This window comes from Aquimonas sp., from assembly GCF_044377145.1.
Classification (GTDB): domain Bacteria; phylum Pseudomonadota; class Gammaproteobacteria; order Xanthomonadales; family Xanthomonadaceae; genus Aquimonas.
In genome coordinates, this window is sequence record NZ_JBILJQ010000054.1 from 1 (window position 1) to 23,811 (window position 23,811).

Consider the following 23,811-nt stretch of genomic DNA (forward strand, 5'->3'; position numbering starts at 1 on the left):
GCGAGCGCACATGCGCCCGCCACCGCCACGCCTCCGAACACGCCATCGACCGGTCCTCCGTTGGGGAAACCGGAGACGGTCGGGAGAATCAGGTAAGGAAGGTAGGTGAGGTGGGCGGACGCTTACAGACGGCTTCATTGCCGAGCACGAGCTGTTCGACCATGGTCTTCCAGTCCGGCACGCTGTCGCCGCCCTGTTCCTCGATGCTGCTGAGCTTGGCGAACTGGGTGTACGAGCCCGGCGCCGAGAACCCGAGTGCGCGGATCCGTTCGGCGATCTCGTCGAGCGCGGTCCACGCTTCCGTGTACTGGGTCTGGAACATCAGGTGCAGGCTGTTGAACATCGGCCCGGTGACGTTCCAGTGGTAGTTGTGGGTCTTCAGATACAGCGTGTAGCTGTCGGCCAGAAAATGCGCCAGGCCGTCGGCCACCTTCTTGCGCTGCTTGTCGCTGATGCCGATATCGATCTTCATGAAACCTCCAGGGTGCAGGGAGAAGAGCTGCGTTCGTCGCAGCGATGTTCAGCGTGGCCCGTGGCGCTGAGCCGGTAGAATGCGGCCCCCTCGTTGCGAGGCCTTGCGCAGGATCCACCGTGAGCAGCGACCCCGCCAATACGCAGACTGCGCCGCACGATGCTGCCGCGTCTGCGGCCCAGCGCGCGCTCGGCAAGGCGCGCGGGCAGCTTGCGCGGGCGATGTCGCGTGATCAGCGGCGTTTGCGTCAGCTGCTGTCGAATTGGGAGCGCGAGCCGGCGAATGCAAGCCGGCGTGATGCCTTCGAGCAGGCGTTGACGATATCGCTGGCGGCGCGCGAGCTGCGCGCGCAGGCCCTGCCCAAGCCGAGCTTCGACACCGAGCTGCCGATCGCGCGCGAGTCCGAGGCCATTCTCGCCGCCATCCAGAAGCACCAGGTGGTGGTGATCGCCGGTGAGACCGGCTCCGGCAAGACCACCCAGTTGCCGAAGCTGTGTCTGGCCGCCGGCCGCGGTGTCAGCGGGATGATCGGCTGCACTCAGCCGCGCCGGATCGCGGCCCGCTCGGTGGCACGAAGAGTGGCCGAAGAACTCGGCACCGAGCTTGGCGGCGCGGTGGGTTTCCAGGTGCGCTTCAACGAGCAGATCGGCGCGCAGACCTTCATCAAGTTCATGACCGACGGCATTCTGCTGGCCGAGATCCAGTCGGACCGCATGCTCTCTGCCTACGACACCCTGATCATCGACGAGGCGCACGAGCGCAGCCTCAATATCGATTTTCTGCTTGGCTATCTGAAGGATCTGCTGCGCCGGCGGCGTGATCTGAAGCTGATCGTGACCTCGGCCACCATCGACACCAGCCGTTTCGCCAAGCACTTCGAGGGTGCGCCGGTGATCAGCGTGGAAGGCCGCAGCTTTCCGGTCGAAACCCGCTATCGGCCGCTGGAGCTGCTGAGCCGTGACGAAGGCGGTGGCACCGTGCCGGAGGGCATTGCCGCGGCGATGGACGAGATCAATCGCGAGGACCCGCGCGGCGACGTGCTGGTGTTCCTGCCCGGCGAGCGTGAGATCCGCGAAACCCATCTGCTGCTGTCGCGGCGCAACTATCGCGAAACCGTGGTGCTGCCGCTGTATGCGCGGCTGTCGGCGCGCGACCAGGATCGCGTGTTCAACCCCGGCCCGCAGCGGCGCATCGTGCTGACCACCAATGTCGCTGAAACCTCGCTGACGGTGCCGCGGATCCGCTACGTGATCGACCCCGGCCAGGCGCGAGTGAAGCGCTACAGTCCGCGGCAGAAGCTCGATCGCCTGCAGATCGAACCGATCAGCCAGGCCAGCGCCAATCAGCGCGCCGGCCGCTGCGGCCGCACCGCGCCAGGCGTGTGCTATCGGCTGTACGCGGACACCGATTTCCAGACCCGGCCGGCCTACACCGACCCGGAAATCCTGCGTTCGTCGCTGGCCGGGGTGATCCTGCGCATGCTGGCGCTGGGCCTGGGCCGGATCGACGATTTCCCGTTCATCGATGCGCCTGACGAGCGCTCGGTGCGCGATGGCTGGCAACAGCTGATCGAACTCGGCGCGGTGGCCGACAATCGCCAGATCAGTGCGCTGGGCCGCCAGATGGCGCGGCTGCCGGTGGACCCCAAGCTGGCGCGGATGCTGATGGCGTCCAAAGACTTCGGCTGCGCGCGCGAGCTGATCACAATCGCCGCGTTCCTGAGCATTCAGGACCCGCGCGAGCGCCCCGGCGAAGCGCGTGAGGCGGCCGACAACGCGCATGCGCTGTTCGCCGATCCGCGCTCGGAGTTCGTCGGCCTGCTCAAACTGTGGGACGCCTATCAGGCCGCGCACGAGGAGTTCACCGCCAATCGCCTGCGCGACTGGTGCGGCAAGCATTTCCTGAATTTTCTGCGCATGCGCGAATGGCGTGAGCTGCACCGCCAGCTGCTGCTGAACTGCGCCGAGCTCGGCATCGAACCGGCAAGCCAGCCGGCCGACTATCCGCAGCTGCACAAGGCGATCCTCACCGGCATTCCGAGCCAGATCGGCAAGCGGGTCGAGAAGGGCCCGTTCGAGGCGCCGCGGCAGCGCAAGTTCGCACTGTTCCCGGGCTCGAACCTGGCGCGCAAGCCGCCACCGTGGGTGGTGTCAGCGGTGGTGATGGAGACCCAGAAGGTCTACGGCATGATCAACGCCAGCATCGAGCCCGAGTGGGTGATCGATGTCGCCGACCATCTGCTGGCGCGCAAGCACTTCGACCCGCACTGGTCGCGCAGCCAGGGCCGCGTGATCGCCTCCGAACAGATCAGCCTGCATGGGCTGGTGCTGGCGCCGAAACGGCCGATCAGCTACGCCAGCATCGACGCTCGGCATGCGCGCGAGATCTTCATCAGCGAAGGCCTGGTGCCCGGTGAGGTCAACCTGCGCATTCCGCTGCTGGAGCGCAATCAGAAGGCGCTGCTGCAGGCGCTGGAAGAGGAGGCCAAGCTGCGTCGAGTCGGCATCGTCATCGACGCCGACGCGCAGGCCGCCTGGTACGGCAAGCGCTTGCCGGAGGACATCAACACCGCGCAGGGTCTGGAGGCCTGGTACAAGCGGCTGACGCCGGAGCAGCGCGCGGCGCTGGAGTGGGCGCTGCCTGATCTGATCCCGCAGGACGAAGCCGACGTGGCGCGTTTCCCGGCCAGCCTGCGGCTCGGCGATGTGAACTTGCGCCTCAGCTATCGGTTCGAGCCGAACGCGCCGGACGATGGCGTCACCCTGCATCTGCCCCTGCATCTGCTGAACGCGCTCGACCCGCTGCGGCTGTCGTGGCTGGTGCCGGGCTTGCTGGAGGAAAAGGTTGCCGAACTGCTGCGCGCGCTGCCGAAAGCGCTGCGGCGCAACTTCGTGCCGGTGCCCGAGTTCGCCCGCGCCTTCGTCGAGTCGGGTGCGCTCGCCTACGACCGCCCGGTCGGGCAGGCCTTGGGCGAGTTCTTGAAGCGGACCACCGGCGTCGAGGTGGCGATCACCGAGTGGAACGAGTCCGCCGTGCCGGCCCACCTGCGCTTCAACCTGCGCTTGTCCGAGGGCGAGCGGATTCTGGAGGAGTCGCGCGATCTGGCGGATCTCAAGTCACGCCACGGTGCACGCGCGCAGGCGGCGTTCGCGGCCGAGGCCGGCAGGAAGCTCGATGGTCAGGCGGTCGATGCGTTTCCCGAAGCCGGGGTGGCCGAGCAGATTCGCGGCGCGGCCAGTGTGCCGGCGTTTCCGGCGCTGAGTGCCGAAGGCGATGCGGTGCTGATCCGGGTCTATGCCGATCGCGAGCAGGCCCAGGCCGCGCATCCGGCTGGCGTCCGCGCACTGCTGCGGCGCGCCCTGTCCGACAAGCTCAAGCAGGCGCGCAAGCAGCTGCCGCTGTCACCCAAGACCGGGCTGATGTACGCGGCGATCGAGAGCAGCGAGCGGCTGCGCGAGGACCTGGTCGATGCGGCGCTGAACGCGCTGGCCGGCGAGCGCCCGGCGCAGATTCGCAGCCGCGCCGAGTTCGATGCGCTCAGCGCCCAGATCGGCCGCGATCTGTTCGCCGAGGCGATGCGCCGGTTGGAGCTGACCGAGAAAATCGTCGCCAGCTACGCTGAGCTGATCCCTCAGCTTGAGCAGAAGCTGATGGGGCTCGGCACCGCCAGCTATGAAGACTTGCGCGCGCAGCTACGTGGCCTGATCCATCCCGGCTTTCTGCGCGATACGCCCTACGAGCGCCTGACCGAGCTGCCGCGCTATCTGAAAGCGATGCGGTTGCGCGGCGAGCGCCTACGGCAGGACCCGGTGCGCGATCAGGCGCGGATGCTGGAGCTGTTGCAGTTCAGCGAGGCGCTGGCACAGGCGGGCGAGAAATCACGCGGCCCGCACTGGCAGGCGCTGCGCTGGGCGCTGGAAGAACTGCGGGTGTCGCTGTTCGCGCAGGAACTGGGCACACGCGAAACGGTGTCGCCAAAGCGGCTGGCGCGGCTGCTGGAAGCAGCGCGCGCCAGCTGATCGATCAGCGCAGGCGCTTGACCTTGGCGCGGGTGTTGTAGCCCTCGACCCGCAGATACCACGCACCGAACATGCTCTTCTCGATGAACACCTCGGGCGATTCGAGGCTGACACCGCTCAGGTTGCCGCCGCCGGTCTGCTGCCAGACTTGGCCGTTTTCAAGCCGGAATTCGGTGTTGCCCGTCCATCCGCGGAAGCTGCCGAGCAGGCGGCTGGTGACTTGATCGCTGCCTTCGACTCGTTCAGGCGGAAGGCCGACGCGATCGGCGGGCGACTGCCCGGCCGGCGTTGACTGCTGGGTGCCCGAGCTGACGCCCACTGATGCCTTCTGCGCCAGCCAGGCATTCAGATAGGCCAGCTCCTCGGCGCTGAGCTTGTTCAAGCCAGCGCTGGTGAATTCGCGCTCGCTCATGCGCTCTTCAAGGGTGGAGAAGCTCTGCGCCTGCGCGCTGCCGGCAGCAGCGAGGGCGAGGGCGAGGCTCAGTGATCGCGTGAGACGGAAGCAGGCTGCGCGCATGGGCATTCGGTTCGCTGGTGGGCGGGTGGCCTGCGAGTCTATGCAGTCGGACACACGCCCGCCAGCCCTGCGGGCCCCACGCTGGGCTGCATGCTGACCGCGCATTCAGTCGATCTGGAGCTGAGCGCTGATCCAAATGCAGACGGCCGGAAGCGCTCGCCCCCGGCCGTCATTCGTGTGCAGACGCTGGATCGAAGATCAGAAGCCGTAGCCGACGCTCAGGTAGACGCGCGACTTGGCCAGATCTCCGAACAGATCCTCGCCTTTGCTGTTGGTATCGGTGTAGGCCAGCGTGGTGCTGATCGGGCCGAAGTCACGCGACAGGGCGAGGCCCCAGTCCATGTAGTCGGTGCTGCCGTCGTCGAGCACGCCACTACCGAAGCTGGAGTAGCCGATCGAGGGGCTCAGGGAGAACTCGTTCGGCAGACCGAAGTCGTAGGCGGCGCCGAAGTAGTAGCCGTCGCGGCCGCTGTTGTAGATGTCATCGGAATACCCGAACTTGGCAGTCAGCGCTTCGTTGAAGGTCAGGCTGCCGATCAGCTCGTAGTAGTTCAAGCCGCCCTCATCGGGGTAGACGTAGCGCAGCACCTGGATGTCGGCGGCCACGGTGTCGCTCAGCGCGAACCCGTAGCCGGCGAACAGGTCGACCTCGAAGTCGGTCTCGGAACCGAAATCGACCTGCGAGGCCCAGGTGCCAAGGTAGATGCCCGAATCGAACGTGTAGGTCAGGCCGGCCTGCACGGCCGGATCTTCGTCGCTCTGGGAAACTCCGCGAAACACGTAGTCCGAGACCACGGTGACGTTGCCCGCGAACTCGCCTGCCGACGCAGCGCCGGTGGCCAGCAGTGAAAGTGCGAGGGCGCCGAGGGCACCCCGGATAGAACGTGCGAGTCGAGTCTGCATATCGGCTTTCTCTTGTTTTTGGGTATCGGGGGGCTTCAGGCCGGTTTATCGCACTGCAGCATGGAATCTGCAACTTGCTGGCCCCGATGCGGCCGGAGGGTCGCAAGCGTGATCGCCGTCGCGCAAGTCCTGCTTGCGTGGGCCTGCTAGGCTTTTGCGATGAATCGCTTTGAGTTGACCTCCCTCTTGCAGCAGCTGACCGACCGCCGCCGCCTGCGCGCGTTCGCGGTGTTTCTGGGCCGTCGATTCGTCGAGGACCGCTGCTTCGAGACCGCCAGCGGCCTGGCCTACGCCACGGTGTTCGCGATGGTGCCGTTCGCGGCGGCTGTGTTCGGGGTGATCTCCACCTTTCCGGTGTTCGAGGCCTGGAGTGATCAGCTGACGGCCTTTCTGTTCAGCAACTTCGTGCCGGCGGCGGCGCGCACGGTCGAAACCTATGTGCGTGATTCGGCCGATAGCGCATCCAAGATGACCCTGGCCGGCGTCATCGGCTTGCTGGTGGTGGCCCTGCTGCTGATGAAGGGCATTGAGGACACCTTTAATCGCATCTGGCGGGTGCCGACCGGCCGCGGCCCGCTGGCGCGTTTCCTGATGTATTGGGCGGCCTTGACCCTGGGGCCGATCCTGGTGGTGGTCAGCCTTGCGTTGTCCTCGTACCTGTTCTCGATGCCCCTGTTGGCAGGCGGGGCCTTGGGTGCCGGCCCGCTGTTGAAGACCACGCCCTTCTTGCTGGTTTTGGCCGGTTTCACCTGCGCTTACCTGATCGTGCCGAACCGCGCGGTGCGCTGGCGCGATGCTCTGGCTGGAGGGCTGTTGGCAGCCGTGTTGTTTGAACTGGCCAAGTCGGGCCTGAGCTTGTATCTGCGACAGGTTCCGACCTACGAGCAGATCTACGGCGCACTGGCGGTGATACCGATCTTTCTGCTGTGGGTGTACCTGAGCTGGATTGCGGTCCTGCTCGGCGCCACGCTTGCAGCCGCGCTCAGCGCATTCCGCTACATGCCCAGCGAGCGCCGACTGCCGGAGGGTCTGGAGCTGCTCGGCATGCTGCGGCTGCTGGCGCGCTTTGCCGAAGCGCAGGTGCGCGGACAGGGGGTCGAAATCGACGAGCTGCGTCGCCTGGAACCGTCGTTGTCCGACGACGCGCTGATGCATCTGCTGGAGCGGCTGACGGCACTGCGGGTGGTCAGCCGCGGCGAGGCGGGTGGCTGGCTGCTGGTGCGCGACTTGGACCAAATGAGCGTGGTCGAGATCTACCGCGGCGCGAAGCTGCGCCTTCCGCTCGAGAACCTTCCGGCGGAGCTGCTGCAGGACGACGCCGGGCGGCTCATCGGAGTGCGTTTGGCGGAACTTGCGGAGCAGCTGCGCAGCGGCATGGATGCACCGCTATCGCACTGGCTGCGCGAGACTGCAGCTCCCACCGCACCGCCCACGGAAACCCCCGCGTGAATCACCTGCTAGCGAAGCTCATCCTGTGCCTGACATTGACGCCCGCCCTGGCCAGCGCGGCCGAGCCAGCAATCGCCGTCGATGCGACCGCGGCTGTCGAGCTGAGCGTCGAAACTCTCGACCACGGTCCGTTTGACCTCGCCGCCAAGCGCGGCTCCTACGTGGTCGTGAACTACTGGGCGACCTGGTGTGCGCCCTGTCGCAAGGAAATGCCCGAGCTCGATGCGCTGCATCGCGAGCGCGAAGACGTGGAAGTCCTGGGGCTGGCCTTCGAGGAAATCGAAGCCGCCGACATGCGGGCGTTCCTGCAGGAGCGCCCGGTCCGCTATCCGATCGCGATCGTCGATGTCTACGCGCCACCGACCGCATTCGATGTTCCGCGCGGCCTGCCGATGACCTATCTGATCGACCCCGAAGGCCAGGTCGCGCATCGTTGGCTGGGGCCGGTGACGCGAGCGGAGATTGAAGCGCGGATGGATTGAGTGGCGGGATTCGGGAGTCGGGATTGGGGACTCACAGCCGGCGGCTTGAAGGGTGCTCGCCAGCAACCTGAACTGCAGCCTGGGAGATGCAGCCTGCGAGCCGCAGGGATCAAGCAGGTTCAGTCCTTGATCCCGAGCCCCCGTTTCACCGACTCAAGCCCCGGATCGCCTCATCCAGCCCGCGCAGGCTCATCGGGTACATGCGGGATTCGGTCAGGTCGCGGATCAGTTTGACCGACAGCGTGTAGGCCCATTCGGACTCGGGCAGCGGGTTGATCCACGCGATTCGCCGGAAGTGCCCGAACAGCCGCTGCAGCCACGCGGCGCCCGGCTCGGCGTTGTTGTGCTCGACGCTGCCGTGCACATGGCTGACCTCGTAAGGCGCCATCGCGGCATCGCCGACCAGCACCACCCGCCAGTCCGGCCCGTAGCGGTGGATCAGCTCCAGGGTCGGCGTGCTGTTGCTGCGGCGGCGCTGATTGCTGCGCCAGACCGATTCATACACGCAGTTGTGGAAGTAGAAGTGCTCCAGGTGCTTGAACTCGGTGCGACAGGCCGAGAACAGTTCCTCGCAGACTCGAACATGCGGGTCCATCGAGCCGCCCACGTCGAGCAGCAGCAATACCTTGACCGCGTTGTGCCGCTCCGGGCGCATGCGGATGTCCAGCAGACCGGCGTTGCGCGCGGTGCCTGCCAGGGTGGCGTCCAGATCCAATTCGCTGGCCGCGCCCTCGCGGGCAAAGCGACGTAACCGGCGCAGCGCCAGCTTGATGCTGCGGGTATTGAGTTCGACGCTGTCGTCGATGTCGCGGAACTGGCGCTGCTCCCACACCTTCAACGCGCGCCGATGGCCCGCCGACTGCGATCCCAACCGAATGCCTTCCGGGTGATAGCCGTGCGCGCCAAACGGGCTGCTGCCGCCGGTGCCGATCCAGCGGTTGCCGCCGCTGTGGTGTTCCTTCTGTTCGGTCATGCGTTCGCGGAAGGCTTCCAGCAGTTTGTCGAGGCCTCCCAGCGACTCGATCAGTGCCTTTTCCTCAGCGCTGAGTTCGCGCTGCAGCGCGCGCCGCAGCCACTCTGGCGGCACCTCTGCGCGAAAGCCGTCCTCGATGCTGGACTGGCCGGCCAGCCATTGGCCGAAGCTGCGGTCAAAGCGGTCGAAGTGGCGTTCATCCTTGACCAGCAGCGCGCGCGCCAACCCATGAAAGGCCTCGATGTCAGCGAAGGCCAGGCCCTGGGCCAGCGCCGCGTGCAGATCCAGCAGCTCACGCAGGCTGACCGGCACACCGGCGCCGCGCAGACGTTCGAACAGACCGATCAGCATCGGCCTAGCCCTGCGATCCGCGGCGGGTCATGAAGGCCAGCCGCTCCAGCAACTGCACGTCCTGCTCGTTCTTCACCAAGGCGCCCGCCAGCGGCGGAATCGCACGGCGCGGGTCGCGCTCGCGCAGCACCGATTCCGGCACCTCATCGGCCAACAGCAGCTTGATCCAGTCGATCAACTCCGAGGTCGAGGGCCGCTTCTTCAGGCCCGGCACCTCGCGCAGCTGGAAGAACACCTCCAGCGCTTCGCGCACCAGCACCGCCGAGATTTTCGGAAAGTGCACATCGACGATGCGCTTGAGCGTTTCGCGATCAGGGAAGGCGATGTAGTGGAAGAAGCAGCGGCGCAGGAACGCGTCCGGCAGTTCCTTCTCGTTGTTGGAGGTGATCAGGATGATCGGCCGCTGCTGCGCTCGGATGGTCTCGCCGGTCTCGTGCACGAAAAACTCCATGCGGTCGAGCTCCTGCAGCAGATCGTTCGGGAACTCGATGTCGGCCTTGTCGATCTCGTCGATCAGCAGCACGCAGCGCTGCGGATGGGTGAAGGCCTCCCACAGCTTGCCCGGGCGGATGTAGTTGCGCACTTCCTCAACACCGGCCACGCCCAACTGCGAGTCGCGCAAACGGCTGACCGCGTCGTACTCGTACAGGCCGTGGATCGCCCGCGTGGTCGACTTCACGTGCCAGCTGATCAGGGGAGCGCCGAGGCTTTCGGCCAATTCTTCCGCCAGCAGGGTCTTGCCGGTGCCGGGCTCGCCCTTGATCAGCAGCGGGCGCTGCAGGGTGATCGCGGCGTTCACCGCCTGCTTGAGTTCGGGCGTAGCGATGTAGCGGGAGGAACCATCAAAGCGCATGGATTGGGCTCTTGCTCGAAGTTCGGGGAATGGATTCGCCGCGCGGGATTTGACGCGTCGCCCGCTCGCGATTATGCTTCCGCGGCTTGAGGCATCGCTCGCAAGTTCGATGCCCGCTGCTGCAGAGCCCGGGGTATAGCACAGCTTGGTAGTGCGTCTGCTTTGGGAGCAGAAGGTCGGGGGTTCGAATCCCTCTACCCCGACCACGCCGCCGTTCGCGGTTGGATGGTTGGGTGGCGTCGGCCCTGCTGCCAGCTGAAGATCCTGCGGGCTCACCGATTGCAAGCGCCTGTAGCTCAATCGGATAGAGCACCGGCCTTCTAAGCCGGCGGTTGCAGGTTCGATTCCTGCCAGGCGCGCCAGCAGCAAAGATCAATGGTGGATGTAGCTCAGTCGGTTAGAGCACTGGATTGTGATTCCAGATGTCGCGGGTTCGAATCCCGTCTTCCACCCCAGCACCAGGATGCGGCACAATGCGCGTCCGCCGCGGCCGGGCCCCACGGGGCGCCGGCCGCGGTCACAGTCCAGGTCGGGCCGTTAGCTCAATTGGTAGAGCAGCGGACTCTTAATCCGTAGGTTCTAGGTTCAAGTCCTAGACGGCCCACCACCTTCATCTTCTCCGTACGCGCGGACACCCTGGCGAATTCAGCGAAAGTGGCGGAATTGGTAGACGCGCTGGATTTAGGTTCCAGTGGGAATCCCGTGAGAGTTCGAGTCTCTCCTTTCGCACCATCGCCGGGGCTTCGAGCATGCAGATGTGGCTGATCCGGCCTGTTCCAGCCTAGCGGGCGTTCGCGTGAGTCGGTTCCGTGTCGGAGCCGCGCTCGTGCGGGCGCCCATGTCCATTTCAGGAGTCGTCATGCAAGTTTCGGTTGAAAACGTCGGCAAGCTCGAGCGCAAGCTCACCGTCCGCCTTCCTGCGGAAGGCCTGCAGTCGCAGGTTGCGGCACGTCTGCGCGATCTGGGCCGTAGCGTGCGCATCCACGGCTTCCGCCCGGGCAAGGTGCCGCCGCGTGTGATCGAGCAGCGTTTCGGCGCACAGGTGCGCTCCGAGGCCTTGGGCGAAGTCATCCGCCAGGGCTTCACCGATGCGGTCCAGCAGGAGAACCTGCGGCCGGCGGTGGCGCCGTCGATTGAAGCAACCTCGACCGGCGAAGACGGCGAAGTCGCTTTCATCGCCACCTTTGAAGTGATGCCCGAGATCAGCCAGATCGATGTGTCCGGGCTGAAGATCCAGCGCCCCATCGCCGCGGTTGAAGAGGCCGACGTGGAGCGCATGATTGACACGCTGCGTCTGCAGCGCCGCAGCTGGAACCCGGTCGAGCGCGCGGCGCAGGCGGGCGACATGGTGATGTTCGAGTCGGTCGGCCAAGCCGACACCGGCCGCATTCCGGCCGAAGGTGTCGAGCGTGCCGGCACCATTATCGGCTCCTCCGCGATCCTGCCGGCGCTTGAGGAAAAGCTGATCGGTCTCGCCGCAGGCCAGGAATCCGATGTCGAAGTCGACTTCCCGCAGGGCTACCGCGTGGCGGCGCTTGCTGGCAAGACGGTTCAGATGCATATCAAGGCGGTGCGCGTCTCCGAGGCATCCTTGCCTGCGATCGATGCCGACTTTATCCGCAGCTTCGGCGTCGATGCGGGCGACGTGGCAACGTTCCACAAGGAAGTGCGCGCCAATCTTGAGCGTGAGCTGAAGGGTGCCTTGATGGCGCGGTTGAAGTCCGATGTGGTTGAAAAGCTCCTGGCCGCGCACGCCGATCTGGAGCTGCCCTCGCGCATGATCGAGTCTGAAGCCGTTTCGCTGGCACGCCAGGCTGATCAGCAGGCGCAGCAGCAGGGTGGGCCCGCCGGCGCTGCCAATCCGGCAGCGTTTACCGAAGTGGCCAAGCGCCGCGTTGCCGCCGCGCTGTTGCTGGGCGAGCTCGCGCGCCAGAACGATCTCCGCTTGGATACCTCGCGCGTGATCGAAACCCTCAACCTGATCGCCTCCACCTACGAAGATCCGCAGGAGGTGGTTGAACTTTACCGTCGCGAACCCCAGCTCATGCAGGGTCTGCAGAGCCGTGTAATCGAAGATCAAGTCATCGATTGGATCGCTGATCACGCGGACCTGACGGAGCAGAAGCTGGACTTCCAGGAAGTGATGCGTCCGATGGCAGCCTCCTGATTCCTTAGGAGAGCTTGTTCACGACGGCCGCCGCGTCAATCGCTGGCGGCCGTTTCGTTTTCGGCTACGCTGATTTCCCCTGAACCTGAGCGACACGAAAAGGACGCAGCCTGATGAGCATCACCAATCTGAACCTGGTGCCGATGGTGGTCGAACAGACCAGCCGCGGCGAGCGCGCCTATGACATCTACAGCCGCCTGCTGAAGGAGCGGGTGATATTTCTGGTGGGCCCCATCGATGACCACATGGCCAACGTGGTGGTGGCGCAGCTGTTGTTCCTTGAGTCGGAGAACCCGGAGAAGGACATTCATCTGTACATCAACAGCCCGGGCGGTGTGGTCACCGCAGGCATGGCGATCTACGACACCATGCAATACATCAAGCCGGACGTAAGCACCATGTGCATCGGTCAAGCGGCGAGCATGGGCGCGCTGCTGCTGGCAGCGGGCAAGGCTGGCAAGCGTTACGCGCTGCCGCATTCGCGGGTGATGATCCACCAGCCGCTGGGCGGCTATCAGGGTCAGGCCAGCGACATCGAGATTCATACGCGCGAAATCCTGTCGATCCGCGATCGCCTGAACCACATCCTGGCCCACCACACCGGCCAGGCGGTTGAGCAGATCGCCCGCGACACCGATCGCGACAATTTCCAGTCGGCCACCCAGGCGCGCGACTACGGCTTGATCGACGCGGTTCTTGAGCGCCGCCCCGCCGATTCGATCAAGGCCGGCTGATAGGGATCGGCCGGGTTCTTGCATCCCGACCGTTGCGGCAGCTTCTGCCGTGTGCAACCGCAGTGGGCGGGCCTCTCCGCCCCCTGTGGTATCCTCCGCCGAACTTGGCGGTTCGCGGATTCGAGGCATCCCTCGATCGTAGTGGCCTGCTTAACATATTGAAATTGCTGCACTTGGTGGGCGCATCGATGGGCGCCCGCCGGCTCTCGGCGAATCTGCCGAGCCATGCGCACTCTCCAGGTCCATCGGGATGACAGAAGAATGAGCGACGAGCGACAGGGCAGAACCGGCGAAGGCGGAAAGATCCTTTACTGCTCCTTCTGCGGCAAGAGCCAGCATGAAGTGCGCAAGCTGATCGCGGGCCCGAGTGTGTTCATCTGCGATGAATGCGTTGAGCTGTGCAACGACATCATCCGTGAGGAGCTTGAAGAGAAGAGTGCGTCCAAGCGCAGCCATCTGCCGAAGCCGCGCGAGATCCTCGAAGCGCTTGATCAGTACGTGGTAGGTCAGTTCCGCGCCAAGCGCACGTTGGCGGTGGCGGTGTACAACCACTACAAGCGCGTCGAGAGCCGAAGCCGCAACGACGAAGTCGAACTGTCGAAGTCCAACATCCTGCTCGTAGGCCCGACCGGTTCCGGCAAAACTCTGCTGGCCGAAACCCTCGCGCGGCTGTTGAACGTACCGTTCACCATCGCCGATGCCACCACCCTGACCGAAGCGGGTTACGTCGGTGAGGACGTCGAGAACATCATTCAAAAGCTGCTGCAGAAGTGCGACTATGACGTCGAGAAAGCGCAGACCGGTATCGTCTACATCGACGAGATCGACAAGATCTCGCGCAAATCCGAGAACCCCTCGATTACCCGCGACGTGTCCGGCGAGGGCGTGCAGCAGGCGCTGCTGAAGCTGATCGAGGGCACCGTCGCCTCCGTGCCGCCGCAGGGTGGGCGCAAGCATCCTCAGCAGGAGTTCCTGCAGGTCGACACGCGCAATATTCTCTTCATCTGCGGCGGTGCCTTTGCTGGGCTCGAGAAAATCATCCAGCAGCGCTCGCTCGACAGTTCCGGCATCGGCTTTGGCGCGAGCGTGCGCAGCAAGGAGCAGAAGGCCAACGTCGGTCGCCTGCTCGCAGAGGTTGAGCCAGAAGACCTGATCAAGTTCGGGCTGATCCCGGAATTCGTCGGTCGCTTGCCGGTCATGGCGACGCTGGAGGAGCTCGACGAGGCTGCGCTGGTGCGCATCCTCACCGAGCCGAAGAACGCCATCACCAAGCAGTTCAAGCGCTTGTTCGATCTGGAAGGCGTCGATCTGGAGTTCCGTCCGGATGCGCTGGTTGCCGTGGCCAAGAAGGCGCTCAGTCGCAAGACCGGTGCGCGTGGTCTTCGGACGATCCTTGAGCAGGTCCTGCTGGACATCATGTTCGAGCTGCCGTCGATGGAGAATGTCTCGAAGGTGGTCGTTGACGAGAGCGTGATCAATACGCAGTCCGAGCCCTTCGTCATCTACGAGACCCCAGCCCCGGCGGCCAAAGCCGCCGCGGCTGATTAGGGACCTTGCACGACGCGCTCTGCGGCCTTGCTGCAGAGCGCAGTTCGCAGTATTGCCAGTCCTCGTACAGCCTCCGCACGGTGGTTTTCGTGCGATCTTCGCCTGTGGCGCACAGTATTCATGTTTTGGCCGCCCGGTTCTTGCATGCTGACCGCGCAGGCTCTGCAAACCGTGGGTCTGCTTCGCAAAGGCGAAGTTTTGCCTCTTGCGTGTTGCTCTGCTGGCCGCATCTGATAGCCCATGCGCGGAACGGCAAACTTGCCTTTCGCCACCCAGGAGAATTCCATGACCGAATCCATGGCTTCCGTTCGCGTTGAGCTGCCCGTGTTGCCGCTGCGCGATGTCGTGGTCTACCCACACATGGTGATCCCGCTCTTTGTCGGGCGGGAGAAATCCATGATCGCGCTGGATGCCGCGATGGCTGGCGACAAGCAGATTCTGTTGCTCGCCCAGAAAGCCGCCGATATTGACGACCCGGCGCCGGTCGACCTCTACACCACCGGAACCCTCGCGCAGGTGCTGCAGTTGCTGAAACTGCCCGATGGCACGGTCAAGGTGCTGGTGGAGGGCACTGCGCGTGCGCAGATCGAGCGCATCGAGGACATCAATGGTGCGCTGCGTGCCTCGGCGCTCGTGGTTGACTCAAGCAGCGATCGCGAGGAGCGCGAACTGACCGTGATTCAGCAGTCGCTGATGGGCCTGTTCGAGCAGTACGTGAAGACCAACCGCAAGATTCCGCCGGAACTGCTCTCGACCTTGGGCGGTATCGACGACCCGTGCCGTCTCGCCGACACCATTGCCGCCCACTTGGGCGTGCGCTTGGGCGAGAAGCAGACCCTGCTGGAAACGCTCGATATCCCGCGCCGCATGGAGCTGCTGATCGGTCTGGTGGAAGGCGAGATCGACGTGCAGCAGATCGAGAAGCGCATTCGCGGTCGGGTCAAGTCGCAGATGGAGAAGAGCCAGCGCGAGTACTACCTCAACGAGCAGATGAAGGCGATCCAGAAGGAACTGGGCGAACTCGACGATGCGCCGAACGAGATCGAGGAGCTGAGCCGCAAGATCACCGCAGCAGGCATGCCGAAGGCCGTCGAGACCAAGGCGCGTGCCGAGCTCAACAAGCTCAAGCAGATGTCGCCGATGTCCGCCGAAGCTACGGTGGTGCGCAACTACATCGACTGGATGGTCGGCGCTCCGTGGAAGCTGCGCACCCGCGTCCGGCGTGATCTGCGGGTCGCCCAGCAGGTGCTTGACGCCGACCATTTCGGTCTTGAGAAGGTCAAGGAGCGAATTCTCGAGTACTTGGCCGTGCAGCAGCGCGTGCGCTCGATGAAGGCGCCGATCCTGTGCCTGGTCGGGCCTCCCGGTGTGGGCAAAACCTCGCTCGGCCAGTCCATCGCCAAGGCGACCAACCGCAAGTTCGTTCGCATGAGCTTGGGCGGTGTGCGTGACGAGGCCGAAATCCGCGGCCATCGTCGCACCTATATCGGCTCCATGCCGGGCCGCATCATTCAGAACCTGTCGAAGGTGAAGAGCCGCAATCCGCTGTTCGTGCTCGACGAGATCGACAAGATGAGCATGGATTTTCGCGGCGACCCTAGCTCAGCGCTGCTCGAAGTGCTGGACCCTGAGCAGAACAACGCGTTCGCCGATCACTACCTCGAATCGGACTTCGATCTGTCCGAGGTGATGTTCGTCGCGACCGCTAACTCGTTGAACATTCCGGGGCCGCTGCTGGATCGCATGGAAGTGATCCGCATTCCCGGCTATACCGAGGAAGAGAAACTCAGCATCGCTAGCCGCTATCTGCTGCCGAAGCAGATCCGCGCCAACGGGCTGAAGCCCAGCGAGCTGTCGATTGATACCGAGGCGGTGCGCTCGATCGTTCGCTACTACACCCGCGAATCGGGCGTGCGCAATCTTGAGCGCGAGATCTCCAAAGTGTGCCGCAAGGTGGTCAAGGCACTTTCGCTGGCGCCTGTGGTGCCGGCCAAATCGGCCAAACCGGCCGCCCGAAGCGCCAAGTCACGTCCGCCGCCGAGACTGCGCCCGGCGCAGGCCAGCGTTGCGGTGACGGAAGCCAACATCGATGACTACTTGGGCGTACGTCGGTTTGATTTCGGCCGTGCCGAAAAGGACAACGAGATCGGTTTGGTTACGGGGCTGGCATGGACGGAAGTCGGTGGCGATCTGCTGCAGATTGAAGCGACCGTCGTTCCCGGCAAGGGCGTGTTGATTCACACCGGCCAGTTGGGCGACGTGATGCAGGAGTCCATCAAGGCCGCGCAGAGCGTGGTGCGCTCGCGCGCTGATCGTCTGGGGCTGGACCCCGAGTTCTATCAGAAGCTCGACATCCACGTGCACGTGCCCGAGGGTGCGACGCCCAAGGACGGCCCGAGCGCAGGGATCGCGATGTGCACCGCACTGGTGTCCGTGTTGACGCGCGTGCCGATTCGTTCGGACGTTGCAATGACCGGTGAGATAACCTTGCGGGGTCGGGTGCTGCCCATTGGCGGGCTGAAGGAGAAGCTGCTGGCCGCGCTGCGCGGTGGCATCCGCACGGTGATCATCCCCGATGAAAATGCCAAGGATCTGGCGGACATACCTGCCAACGTCACCGATGGCCTTGAGATCCGACCGGTGCGCTGGATCGACGAAGTGCTGGATATCGCTCTGGAGCGACCTGTTGCTGCGCCGCCGAAGGTGATCAAGCGCGCGGCACGTGTGCCGCAAAAGGCGGCCAAGTCGGCAAAACGCGCCGTCCGCAGCCGGGTTTCGGACAAGACCCGTCGGCCGCATTGATGTCTGCACGCGCGGACCAAGGTCGGAAGCCGCTGTAGGCCGCGTAGAACCTAGACTTTCGTGTTGCGCGGCTGGCTTTTTCGCTGGTATAAATCGGTGGCGTTCGGCAGTTCTGTCGGGGCAACGGTCGGGTCTGTGCAGCCGCATCCTGAAGGCGTGCGACGCATGAGGTCTGCAAGAATATCTGACGGTTCGCGCCGTCGTCGGGAGTGATGAGAGTTATGAACAAGGCTGAATTGATCAGTTCCATTGCAGAGTTCGCTGAGCTGTCGAAAGCGGACTCTGGGCGTGCACTCGAAGCGTTTGTCGCGATCGTCAAGAAGGCTTTGAAGAAGGGCGACACTGTTGCCTTGATCGGCTTCGGCACGTTCTCGGTGCGCAAGCGCGCCGCGCGCGTAGGCCGCAATCCGCGTACGGGTGACAACATCAAGATCAAGGCCAGCAAAACACCCACCTTCAAGGCTGGCAAAGCATTCAAGGACGGTGTAAGCTAGTCAGCTCTCCCGGGTGCTTAGCTCAGCGGTAGAGCGTCTCCTTTACACGGAGAGGGTCGGGGGTTCGAAACCCTCAGCACCCACCATCGTTGGTCAAGCAACTGGAAAATCGCTGTCGCACTTAGGTGTAGACAACGGCAAAGTCTTCAAGCACAATGCAGGGCTTAGCGCGGAGTGGTAGTTCAGTCGGTTAGAATACCGGCCTGTCACGCCGGGGGTCGCGGGTTCGAGTCCCGTCCACTCCGCCATCTCTCCAAGGGCGCCCGCGTGGCGCCCTTGTTTTTTTCGGGCTCGGTTCGTCCCGCGCCCGCAACCCGAGCACGGTCGATATCGCATGCTGCAGACACTGCGTGAGAAAACCACTGGTTGGGTCGCTGTCCTCATCGTCGGCGCACTCGCAATTCCCTTCGCATTCGTCGGCATCGAGAACTATCGCAACCCCGCCATCGCGGACTACGTTGCGAAAGTCGGCGAGATCGAGATCAGCCGGGACGATTTCACCCGACGCATGGAAAGCCAGCTTCGGCAGCGGGAAGCCGAACTCGGCGAATCATACGAGCGACGTCGCGAAGACACTCCCGAGGCCCGACGAGCCCTGCTCGATCGGATGATCGACGAAGCCCTGTTCCGTCAGGCCGCGTCAACCCTAGGTCTCGTCGTGCCGGCCTCGCGCATCCGCGATGAGATCCTTGCCGTTCCGGTTTTCCAGCTGGACGGGCAATTCAACCCGATCCAGTATCGGGATTGGCTGGCTCAGCAGCAGCTGACGGTCGCCGGCTTCGAGCAACTGTTGACCCGCGATATCGAATCGCGCGATCTGCCGCTGGGCGTGGCCACCAGCGCCATCGCATCGACCCAGTATCTGGACGACTTCTTGAAACTGCGCGACCAGAAGCGCAGCTTCCGCTTTGTGGAGTTGCCGGCACCCGAACTTGCGGAACCGCCTACGGATGCCGACGCCCAGGCGCGCTACGACGAAAACGCCGAGCTCTACCGTGCCGAAGAGCAGGTCAGCATCGAATACGTCGAAATCGACCCCAGCACGATCGTGGTCTCGGCGGATGTTGAAGACTCCGTGCTTGAGGAGCGCTACGCGCAGGCAGGCCGTCGCTTCGTGGAGCCCGAGCAGCGTTTGGCGAGCCACATCCTGATTCAGCTGCCGGCGAACTCGGACGCTGACGCAGAGCGTGAAGCGCTGGAGCAAGCTGAGTCCGCTGCGGCCAGTGCTCAAGCGGAGGGGGCTGACTTCAGTGCGCTCGCCGCCGAACTCTCTCAGGATCCAGGTTCGCGCAATTCGGGCGGTGATTTGGGCTGGCTGGAGCGCGGCTTTACCGATCCTGCCTTTGAGGAGGCGCTGTTCTCGATGTCGTCCGGCACGGTCAGCGATCCCGTCCGATCGGCTGAAGGCTGGCACGTGATCCAGCTCCGCGAGGTGCGGGCTGAGGTGGCCAAACCGTTTGCTGAGGTGCGCGATGAAATCCTTCGCGAATACCTGGTTTCCGAGCGTGACCGTGTCGCGACCGAATCCGCTGGACAGCTGGTGGATCTGCTGCTGAAAGATCCAACTGCACTGGAACAGACCGCTCAGACGCTCGGGATCGAGATCAAGCGGACCGGCCTGTTCACCCGAGGTGGTGGCGTCGATCCGATCGTTGCCGACGAACGGGTTCGCGAGGCCGCATTCTCGCCTGTCGTTCTTGAGAACGGCTTGGTCAGCGACATGCTTGATCTTGGCGGCGGTCGTCGGATAGCGCTCCGGCTGGGCGAGCGCAAGCCCTCGGAGATTCAAGCCTTCGAAATCGTCAAACCGACGGTTCTTGCGCGGCTTTCGGAAGAGCGGCTCGAAGCTCAGGCCAAGGCCGAGGCCGAGGCGGTGCTGGCATCGGTGCGTTCGGGCGACACTACTCTCGATGCCGTTGCGGAGGGTCGGACGCTTGAAGTGCAGGATGCCAAGGACACTGGCCGATCGGCTTTCACCTTCAATCCGCTCGTCGTTCGCGAAGCATTCAAGCTCGCCGCCCCGGCGTCACCGGAAACCCCAACCCTTGCCCAGCTGAGTCTCGGTGGTGGTAGGTTCGCGATCGTCGAGCTGACTTCGGTGGTTGCTGGGGATCCCGCTCAGGTTCCCCAGGAAGAGCGCGAGTCGCTGCGCAACCTGCTGGTTGATGCGACTGGAACTGCAGAAATCCAGGCGCTTGCAGCCGCGCTGCGACAGCGCGCTGAGATCACGCTGGCGGAAGAGGATCTGTAGTCGGCCGCCTACACCCAGAGCGAAAAACAGGAAAGGGCCCGCCATTGGCGGGCCCTTTCCTTTGGTTTGTTCGCCGACAGAAGCAAGCGGTCGATCCATCCAGCCTCAGGCGTCGATGCCGGTCATGCCCAGCACGTTGTAGCCGCAATCCACATAAGTCACCTCGCCGGTGACCCCTGCAGCGAGGTCGGAACACAGGAAGGCGGCGACGTTGCCGACATCTTCGATGCTCACGTTGCGGCGCAACGGCGCGTACTCCGCAACATGGGTCAGCATTTTGCGGAGGCTGCCCACGCCGGATGCGGCCAGTGTTTTGATGGGGCCGGCGGAGACAGCATTGACCCGCGTGCCTTCTGGGCCCAAGTTGAGTGCCAGGTAGCGCACACAGGACTCCAGGCTGGCCTTGGCCAAGCCCATCACGTTGTAGTTCGACAGCGCGCGCTCTGCGCCCAGATAGCTCAGGGTCAGGATGCTGCCGTTGCGACCCTGCATCAAAGGGCGCGCGGCTTTGGCCAGTGCGGCCAAGCTGTAGGAAGAGATGTCGTGCGCGACCCGGAAATTCTCGCGGGTCAGGCCGTCGAGCAGGCCACCGTCCAAGGCCTCGCGAGGCGCGAACCCGACCGAGTGCACCAGCACGTCCAGATGGCCCCAGCGATGCCCGATTTCAGCCATGACATTGTCGATCTCGGCATCGCTGCCGACATCGCACTGGATGACCGGCCCGCCGCCGAATTCGGCGGCGGCCTCTTCGACCCGCGAGCGGAGCTTTTCGTTCTGGTACGTAAATGCCAACTGAGCGCCCTGCTTGTGCATGGCCTCGGCAATACCCCAAGCGATTGAGCGGTGACTGGCGATGCCCACGATCAACGCGCGCTTGCCCTGCATGAATCCCATAGTCCCTCCGGTGAAGTGTTGATCCACGATCGCGGCATCGATTCAGGGCCGCGTCGCCAAGGATCCGAAAAGCGCGATTGCCATACGCTGGCGAATCGAGTTTGTTGGCCGAAACAAAGGCCTGGAAGCCGCGCAAGTGTGCACGGTCAAGACTCAGGGTTCCAGCCGCAGAACCTGGCGTATCCGAAGGACTGAGTTCGTTGTGAGGCCATTCCAACGCAACAGATCAGCCAGCAGAACGCCCTCCCGGCGAGCGATCGCACCCAAGGTGTCGCCTGCTTTGACGGTGTGGAATCGCGGCTCTGGAAGTGGCACTTCACCGTTCTGTACGCGCGAGACGAATGACAAGAGCTCGGCCGCGGCGTCCTCAGGCAGCAGCAGGTCGCGGTCGCTGCGCGTCGGTGCTGTGGTTCTCAGCAACGGATTCAGAGTGCGCAGCACGTCGGCGCTCACGCCGGAGGCCTCACTCAGCAGTGGCAATCGCTGCAGCCGAGACGGCGCCTGCACGCGGGTCAGGCGAGTCAACGATGTGGGGTCGGGCAGGTCGATGCCAAAGCGCTCCGGTGCGCTCAGCATGCAGGCCCAGGCGCGCAATTTTTCGACGTAATCGTAGGTCGTTCGCGACAGCCCGATCGGCAGTTGCCCCGCCACTGTGTCGGGGCTGCGCTCCAGCAGCTTGCGCACTCGATAGGGCCCTGCGTTGTACCCGGCCGCGGCAAGCACCCAGTCGCCGTGACTCCCATGAAGCTGGCTTAGCATGGTGACGGCGGCGTCGGTGGCGGCGACCACAGACAAGCGTTCATCACGGTCACCGCTCACTGCAAGTCCGAAATGTCGAGCGGTGTCGGCGGTGAACTGCCACATACCAGCAGGCCCCTGCGCAGAGCGTGCGGTCGGCCGATAGTCGCTTTCGATGATCGGGATCAGTGCGAACTCTCCCGGCAGATCGGCGTCCTCGAGCTGTGCCAGAACATAGTCGAGCAGTGGAAGCATCGGTGCGATGCGCTGTTCGAACCGTTCCGGACGGGAGGCGTACAGTTGGGTCCAGCGCTGTTGTTCGGGTGAGTCGTCACAATGGTCATCGCCCAACTGCGCTTGCAGGCGCGCGTACAGGTCGAGTTCGACCGGCAGCGGTTCAGGCTCGGGCGCTTCCTTGGGCGCGATCGTGGGCTTGATCAATTGCTCAGCCGGCGTTTGGATCGTGGCCTCCGGTAGGATCGCGACCGGCTTCACCGGGATCTGGCACGCAGTCAGCAGGAGCAGCGTGGCGATGCTGGAGAATGCGCGTGCTCTGCGCTGGCAAGTGGCTGGCCAGCTCATTGGAAACTGTCCTTCCAGCTCCGCAGCATCGAGAAGACCCGCTCAGGCGTGGGCAAGGACTGTTGCGCATACGCTTCCGCTGCGCGTCGTATCTGCGGAAGGTGGACGCGCAGGAACGGGTTGCAGTCGAGTTCGCTGCCGATCGTTGAGGGCAGGGTGGGCGCTCCGCTCGCGCGCAGCTTTTCGACTTCGCGCAAACGTGCCCGGAGCGCGACGTTGTCGGGCTCCACCGTCAACGCGAAGCGGCCGTTGGATTGGGTGTACTCGTGCGCGCAGCAGACTTGAGTGGCCGCGGGCAGGGCGACGAGTCTCTGCAGAGACGCGTGCATGTCTGAGGAACTGCCCTCGAACAGGCGCCCGCAGCCAAGGCTGAACAATGTATCGCCACAGAACAACGTGTTGTCGGCGAGAAAGCTGACGTGGCTACGCGTGTGTCCGTGAGTTTCCAAGACCTGGATCCGATCTGCCCAGCCGTCGATGGCGATCGAATCTCCATCGACTACCCGGGTGCACGCATCGCCGATGCGCTCATCCGCCGGCGCGAAGCATGGAATTCCGAGTGCCTCTCGCAGCCGACTGACTCCCCCCACGTGATCAGCGTGGTGGTGGGTGATCAGAATGGCGACTGGCCGAAAGCTGCCGGAGAGTCGCTGCAGCACGGGCTCAGCATCGCCCGGATCGATCACAATGGCGCTTCCATCGGAAGCCCGCAGCACCCAGATGTAGTTGTCATTGAAGGCAGGCAGCGCGATGAGTGAGTGCACGTGGCGAGCGGTGGCAGAGGCGGCCGCAGAGTCTGGCAGAAGCCGCCCAGCGGTGCATGCGACGTTGCCCGCCGAATTCGTGCTGCTGCACGGGGCCGGCGGAGGCGCCTGGGAGTGGGGTCGATGGGTACGATTGCTGCAGGCCCAGGGGTGCGCAGTCCACGTCCCGGACTTTTCTCGGCGCTGTGCTGCGGACGCATTGGCTGATGCAAGGGCATTCCCACGGCTGCGCACCGAGTTGCTCGGACGCTTGCAACTGAAGTCAGGCTGCGTGCTGGTGGGTGCGAGCCTTGGCGGGCTGCTGGCGGCGACGATGGCGGACACGCTGCAGGCCCGTGCACTGGTGTTGCTGAACCCCGCAATACCCGCAGCAACCGCTCAGCCGCGCCAGGGTTCTGTTGTGATGCATGGCAATCGCCCCTGGGGTTTGCGCGCGAGCGTCGGCGGCACTCGCGATGCGATATCTGAGCTGCACCCCGTGGATGTGCTGCAGGTGTTTCGGCGTTGGAGCGACTGCGGTCAGCAGCTGCTGGCGGAAGTCGGCGAGGGTATCGACGTGCCGCGACCATTGATGCCCTGCCTGTTGCTGTGCTCGGATTCCGATGCCGAGATTCCGGCCGACGGGGTCCGCCGGCTCGCGGCGGATTGGAGCGCACAACTGCAGTGGCTGCGAGGCTCGCACGTTGCGCCCGTACTGGGTGCAGAGGCTGCTGTCGCTGTGGCACAGACCCTTGCATGGCTGCGTGGACTTGATCCCAACACGGGTCGAACTCGCTCTGACGGCTGAGCGGTGGACGGCGAAGGCGCGCAGCGGGTGT

At 64.3% G+C, this 23,811-nt stretch carries 17 protein-coding genes, 7 tRNA genes and 1 pseudogene; 17 read left to right on the top strand and 8 right to left on the bottom strand.

Annotation, left to right across the window (positions count from 1 at the left end; genetic code table 11):
* Window positions 1-121: 121 nt before the first annotated feature.
* Window positions 122-466 (bottom strand): annotated as a pseudogene (locus ACIQ7H_RS15425) (Dps family protein); the annotation flags it as partial.
* 125 nt (window positions 467-591) lie between these two features.
* Here ACIQ7H_RS15425 and hrpA point away from each other — a divergent pair.
* Window positions 592-4,491, top strand: a complete 3,900-nt coding sequence (gene hrpA, locus ACIQ7H_RS15430; RefSeq protein ID WP_395793070.1) for an ATP-dependent RNA helicase HrpA — start codon at window positions 592-594, stop codon at window positions 4,489-4,491.
* 4 nt (window positions 4,492-4,495) lie between these two features.
* On the opposite strand, the gene ACIQ7H_RS15435 is transcribed toward hrpA, so the two are convergent.
* Both ACIQ7H_RS15435 and ACIQ7H_RS15440 read right to left on the bottom strand, forming a co-directional pair.
* A complete protein-coding gene (locus ACIQ7H_RS15435) occupies window positions 4,496-5,008 on the bottom strand; it encodes a hypothetical protein (RefSeq protein ID WP_395793072.1) in 513 nt (170 codons plus the stop codon).
* A gap of 198 nt (window positions 5,009-5,206) precedes the next feature.
* Complete coding sequence (locus tag ACIQ7H_RS15440; protein ID WP_395793074.1) at window positions 5,207-5,911, bottom strand: TorF family putative porin; 705 nt, start codon at window positions 5,909-5,911, stop codon at window positions 5,207-5,209.
* Window positions 5,912-6,070: 159 nt separating this feature from the next.
* On the opposite strand from ACIQ7H_RS15440, the gene ACIQ7H_RS15445 reads away from it, so the two are divergent.
* Window positions 6,071-7,360, top strand: a complete 1,290-nt coding sequence (locus ACIQ7H_RS15445) for a YihY family inner membrane protein (protein ID WP_395793076.1) — start codon at window positions 6,071-6,073, stop codon at window positions 7,358-7,360.
* Window positions 7,357-7,842 (top strand): TlpA family protein disulfide reductase, encoded by a 486-nt coding sequence (locus tag ACIQ7H_RS15450; RefSeq protein WP_395793078.1) that lies wholly within the window; start codon window positions 7,357-7,359, stop codon window positions 7,840-7,842. The genes ACIQ7H_RS15445 and ACIQ7H_RS15450 overlap by 4 nt, the downstream gene beginning before the upstream one ends.
* Window positions 7,843-7,987: 145 nt before the next feature.
* Here ACIQ7H_RS15450 and ACIQ7H_RS15455 read toward each other — a convergent pair whose 3' ends face one another.
* Both ACIQ7H_RS15455 and ACIQ7H_RS15460 read right to left on the bottom strand, forming a co-directional pair.
* Window positions 7,988-9,166: a VWA domain-containing protein gene (locus ACIQ7H_RS15455; RefSeq protein WP_395793080.1), complete on the bottom strand. Its 1,179-nt coding sequence runs from the start codon at window positions 9,164-9,166 to the stop codon at window positions 7,988-7,990.
* A 4-nt stretch (window positions 9,167-9,170) separates the two neighbouring features.
* Window positions 9,171-10,019, bottom strand: coding sequence for an AAA family ATPase (locus tag ACIQ7H_RS15460; protein WP_395793082.1), 849 nt, complete (start codon window positions 10,017-10,019; stop codon window positions 9,171-9,173).
* Window positions 10,020-10,148: 129 nt separating this feature from the next.
* Here ACIQ7H_RS15460 and ACIQ7H_RS15465 point away from each other — a divergent pair.
* The 13 genes from ACIQ7H_RS15465 to ACIQ7H_RS15525 all read left to right on the top strand — a co-directional run bounded on the left by ACIQ7H_RS15465 (window position 10,149) and on the right by ACIQ7H_RS15525 (window position 20,015).
* Window positions 10,149-10,225, top strand: a tRNA-Pro gene (locus ACIQ7H_RS15465).
* A 79-nt stretch (window positions 10,226-10,304) separates the two neighbouring features.
* A tRNA-Arg gene (locus ACIQ7H_RS15470) sits at window positions 10,305-10,381 on the top strand.
* Window positions 10,382-10,397: 16 nt separating this feature from the next.
* Window positions 10,398-10,474, top strand: a tRNA-His gene (locus ACIQ7H_RS15475).
* A gap of 76 nt (window positions 10,475-10,550) precedes the next feature.
* Window positions 10,551-10,626, top strand: a tRNA-Lys gene (locus ACIQ7H_RS15480).
* 41 nt (window positions 10,627-10,667) lie between these two features.
* Window positions 10,668-10,751: transfer RNA gene (locus tag ACIQ7H_RS15485), tRNA-Leu, on the top strand.
* Window positions 10,752-10,878: 127 nt separating this feature from the next.
* The gene (gene tig / locus ACIQ7H_RS15490) at window positions 10,879-12,186 is read left to right on the top strand and encodes a trigger factor (protein ID WP_395793084.1); all 1,308 of its coding nucleotides are present in this window, start codon (window positions 10,879-10,881) and stop codon (window positions 12,184-12,186) included.
* Window positions 12,187-12,299: 113 nt separating this feature from the next.
* Complete coding sequence (clpP, locus tag ACIQ7H_RS15495; RefSeq protein ID WP_395793086.1) at window positions 12,300-12,920, top strand: ATP-dependent Clp endopeptidase proteolytic subunit ClpP; 621 nt, start codon at window positions 12,300-12,302, stop codon at window positions 12,918-12,920.
* Window positions 12,921-13,181: 261 nt separating this feature from the next.
* Window positions 13,182-14,468, top strand: coding sequence for an ATP-dependent Clp protease ATP-binding subunit ClpX (clpX, locus tag ACIQ7H_RS15500; protein ID WP_395793088.1), 1,287 nt, complete (start codon window positions 13,182-13,184; stop codon window positions 14,466-14,468).
* A 297-nt stretch (window positions 14,469-14,765) separates the two neighbouring features.
* Window positions 14,766-17,270 carry an endopeptidase La gene (lon, locus tag ACIQ7H_RS15505; RefSeq protein WP_395793124.1) on the top strand — a complete coding sequence of 835 codons (2,505 nt, stop codon included), beginning with the start codon at window positions 14,766-14,768 and terminating at the stop codon, window positions 17,268-17,270.
* 221 nt (window positions 17,271-17,491) lie between these two features.
* Window positions 17,492-17,764, top strand: a complete 273-nt coding sequence (locus ACIQ7H_RS15510) for an HU family DNA-binding protein (protein WP_395793090.1) — start codon at window positions 17,492-17,494, stop codon at window positions 17,762-17,764.
* A gap of 11 nt (window positions 17,765-17,775) precedes the next feature.
* Window positions 17,776-17,850 (top strand) — tRNA-Val (locus ACIQ7H_RS15515).
* A gap of 85 nt (window positions 17,851-17,935) precedes the next feature.
* A tRNA-Asp gene (locus ACIQ7H_RS15520) sits at window positions 17,936-18,012 on the top strand.
* An 86-nt stretch (window positions 18,013-18,098) separates the two neighbouring features.
* A complete protein-coding gene (locus ACIQ7H_RS15525; RefSeq protein ID WP_395793092.1) occupies window positions 18,099-20,015 on the top strand; it encodes a SurA N-terminal domain-containing protein in 1,917 nt (638 codons plus the stop codon).
* A 105-nt stretch (window positions 20,016-20,120) separates the two neighbouring features.
* Here the strand turns inward: ACIQ7H_RS15525 and ACIQ7H_RS15530 are convergent, their stop codons facing one another.
* From ACIQ7H_RS15530 to gloB, 3 genes are all read right to left on the bottom strand, one after another.
* Window positions 20,121-20,909, bottom strand: coding sequence for an enoyl-ACP reductase (locus tag ACIQ7H_RS15530; protein ID WP_395793094.1), 789 nt, complete (start codon window positions 20,907-20,909; stop codon window positions 20,121-20,123).
* 153 nt (window positions 20,910-21,062) lie between these two features.
* Complete coding sequence (locus tag ACIQ7H_RS15535) at window positions 21,063-22,229, bottom strand: transglycosylase SLT domain-containing protein (RefSeq protein ID WP_395793096.1); 1,167 nt, start codon at window positions 22,227-22,229, stop codon at window positions 21,063-21,065.
* Window positions 22,226-22,993 (bottom strand): hydroxyacylglutathione hydrolase, encoded by a 768-nt coding sequence (gloB, locus tag ACIQ7H_RS15540; protein ID WP_395793098.1) that lies wholly within the window; start codon window positions 22,991-22,993, stop codon window positions 22,226-22,228. The genes ACIQ7H_RS15535 and gloB overlap by 4 nt, the downstream gene beginning before the upstream one ends.
* On the opposite strand from gloB, the gene ACIQ7H_RS15545 reads away from it, so the two are divergent.
* Entirely contained in the window at window positions 22,980-23,780 is an 801-nt protein-coding gene (locus tag ACIQ7H_RS15545; RefSeq protein ID WP_395793100.1) for an alpha/beta fold hydrolase, read from the top strand. The two genes, gloB and ACIQ7H_RS15545, sit on opposite strands and share 14 nt — an antisense overlap.
* Window positions 23,781-23,811: the final 31 nt, after the last annotated feature.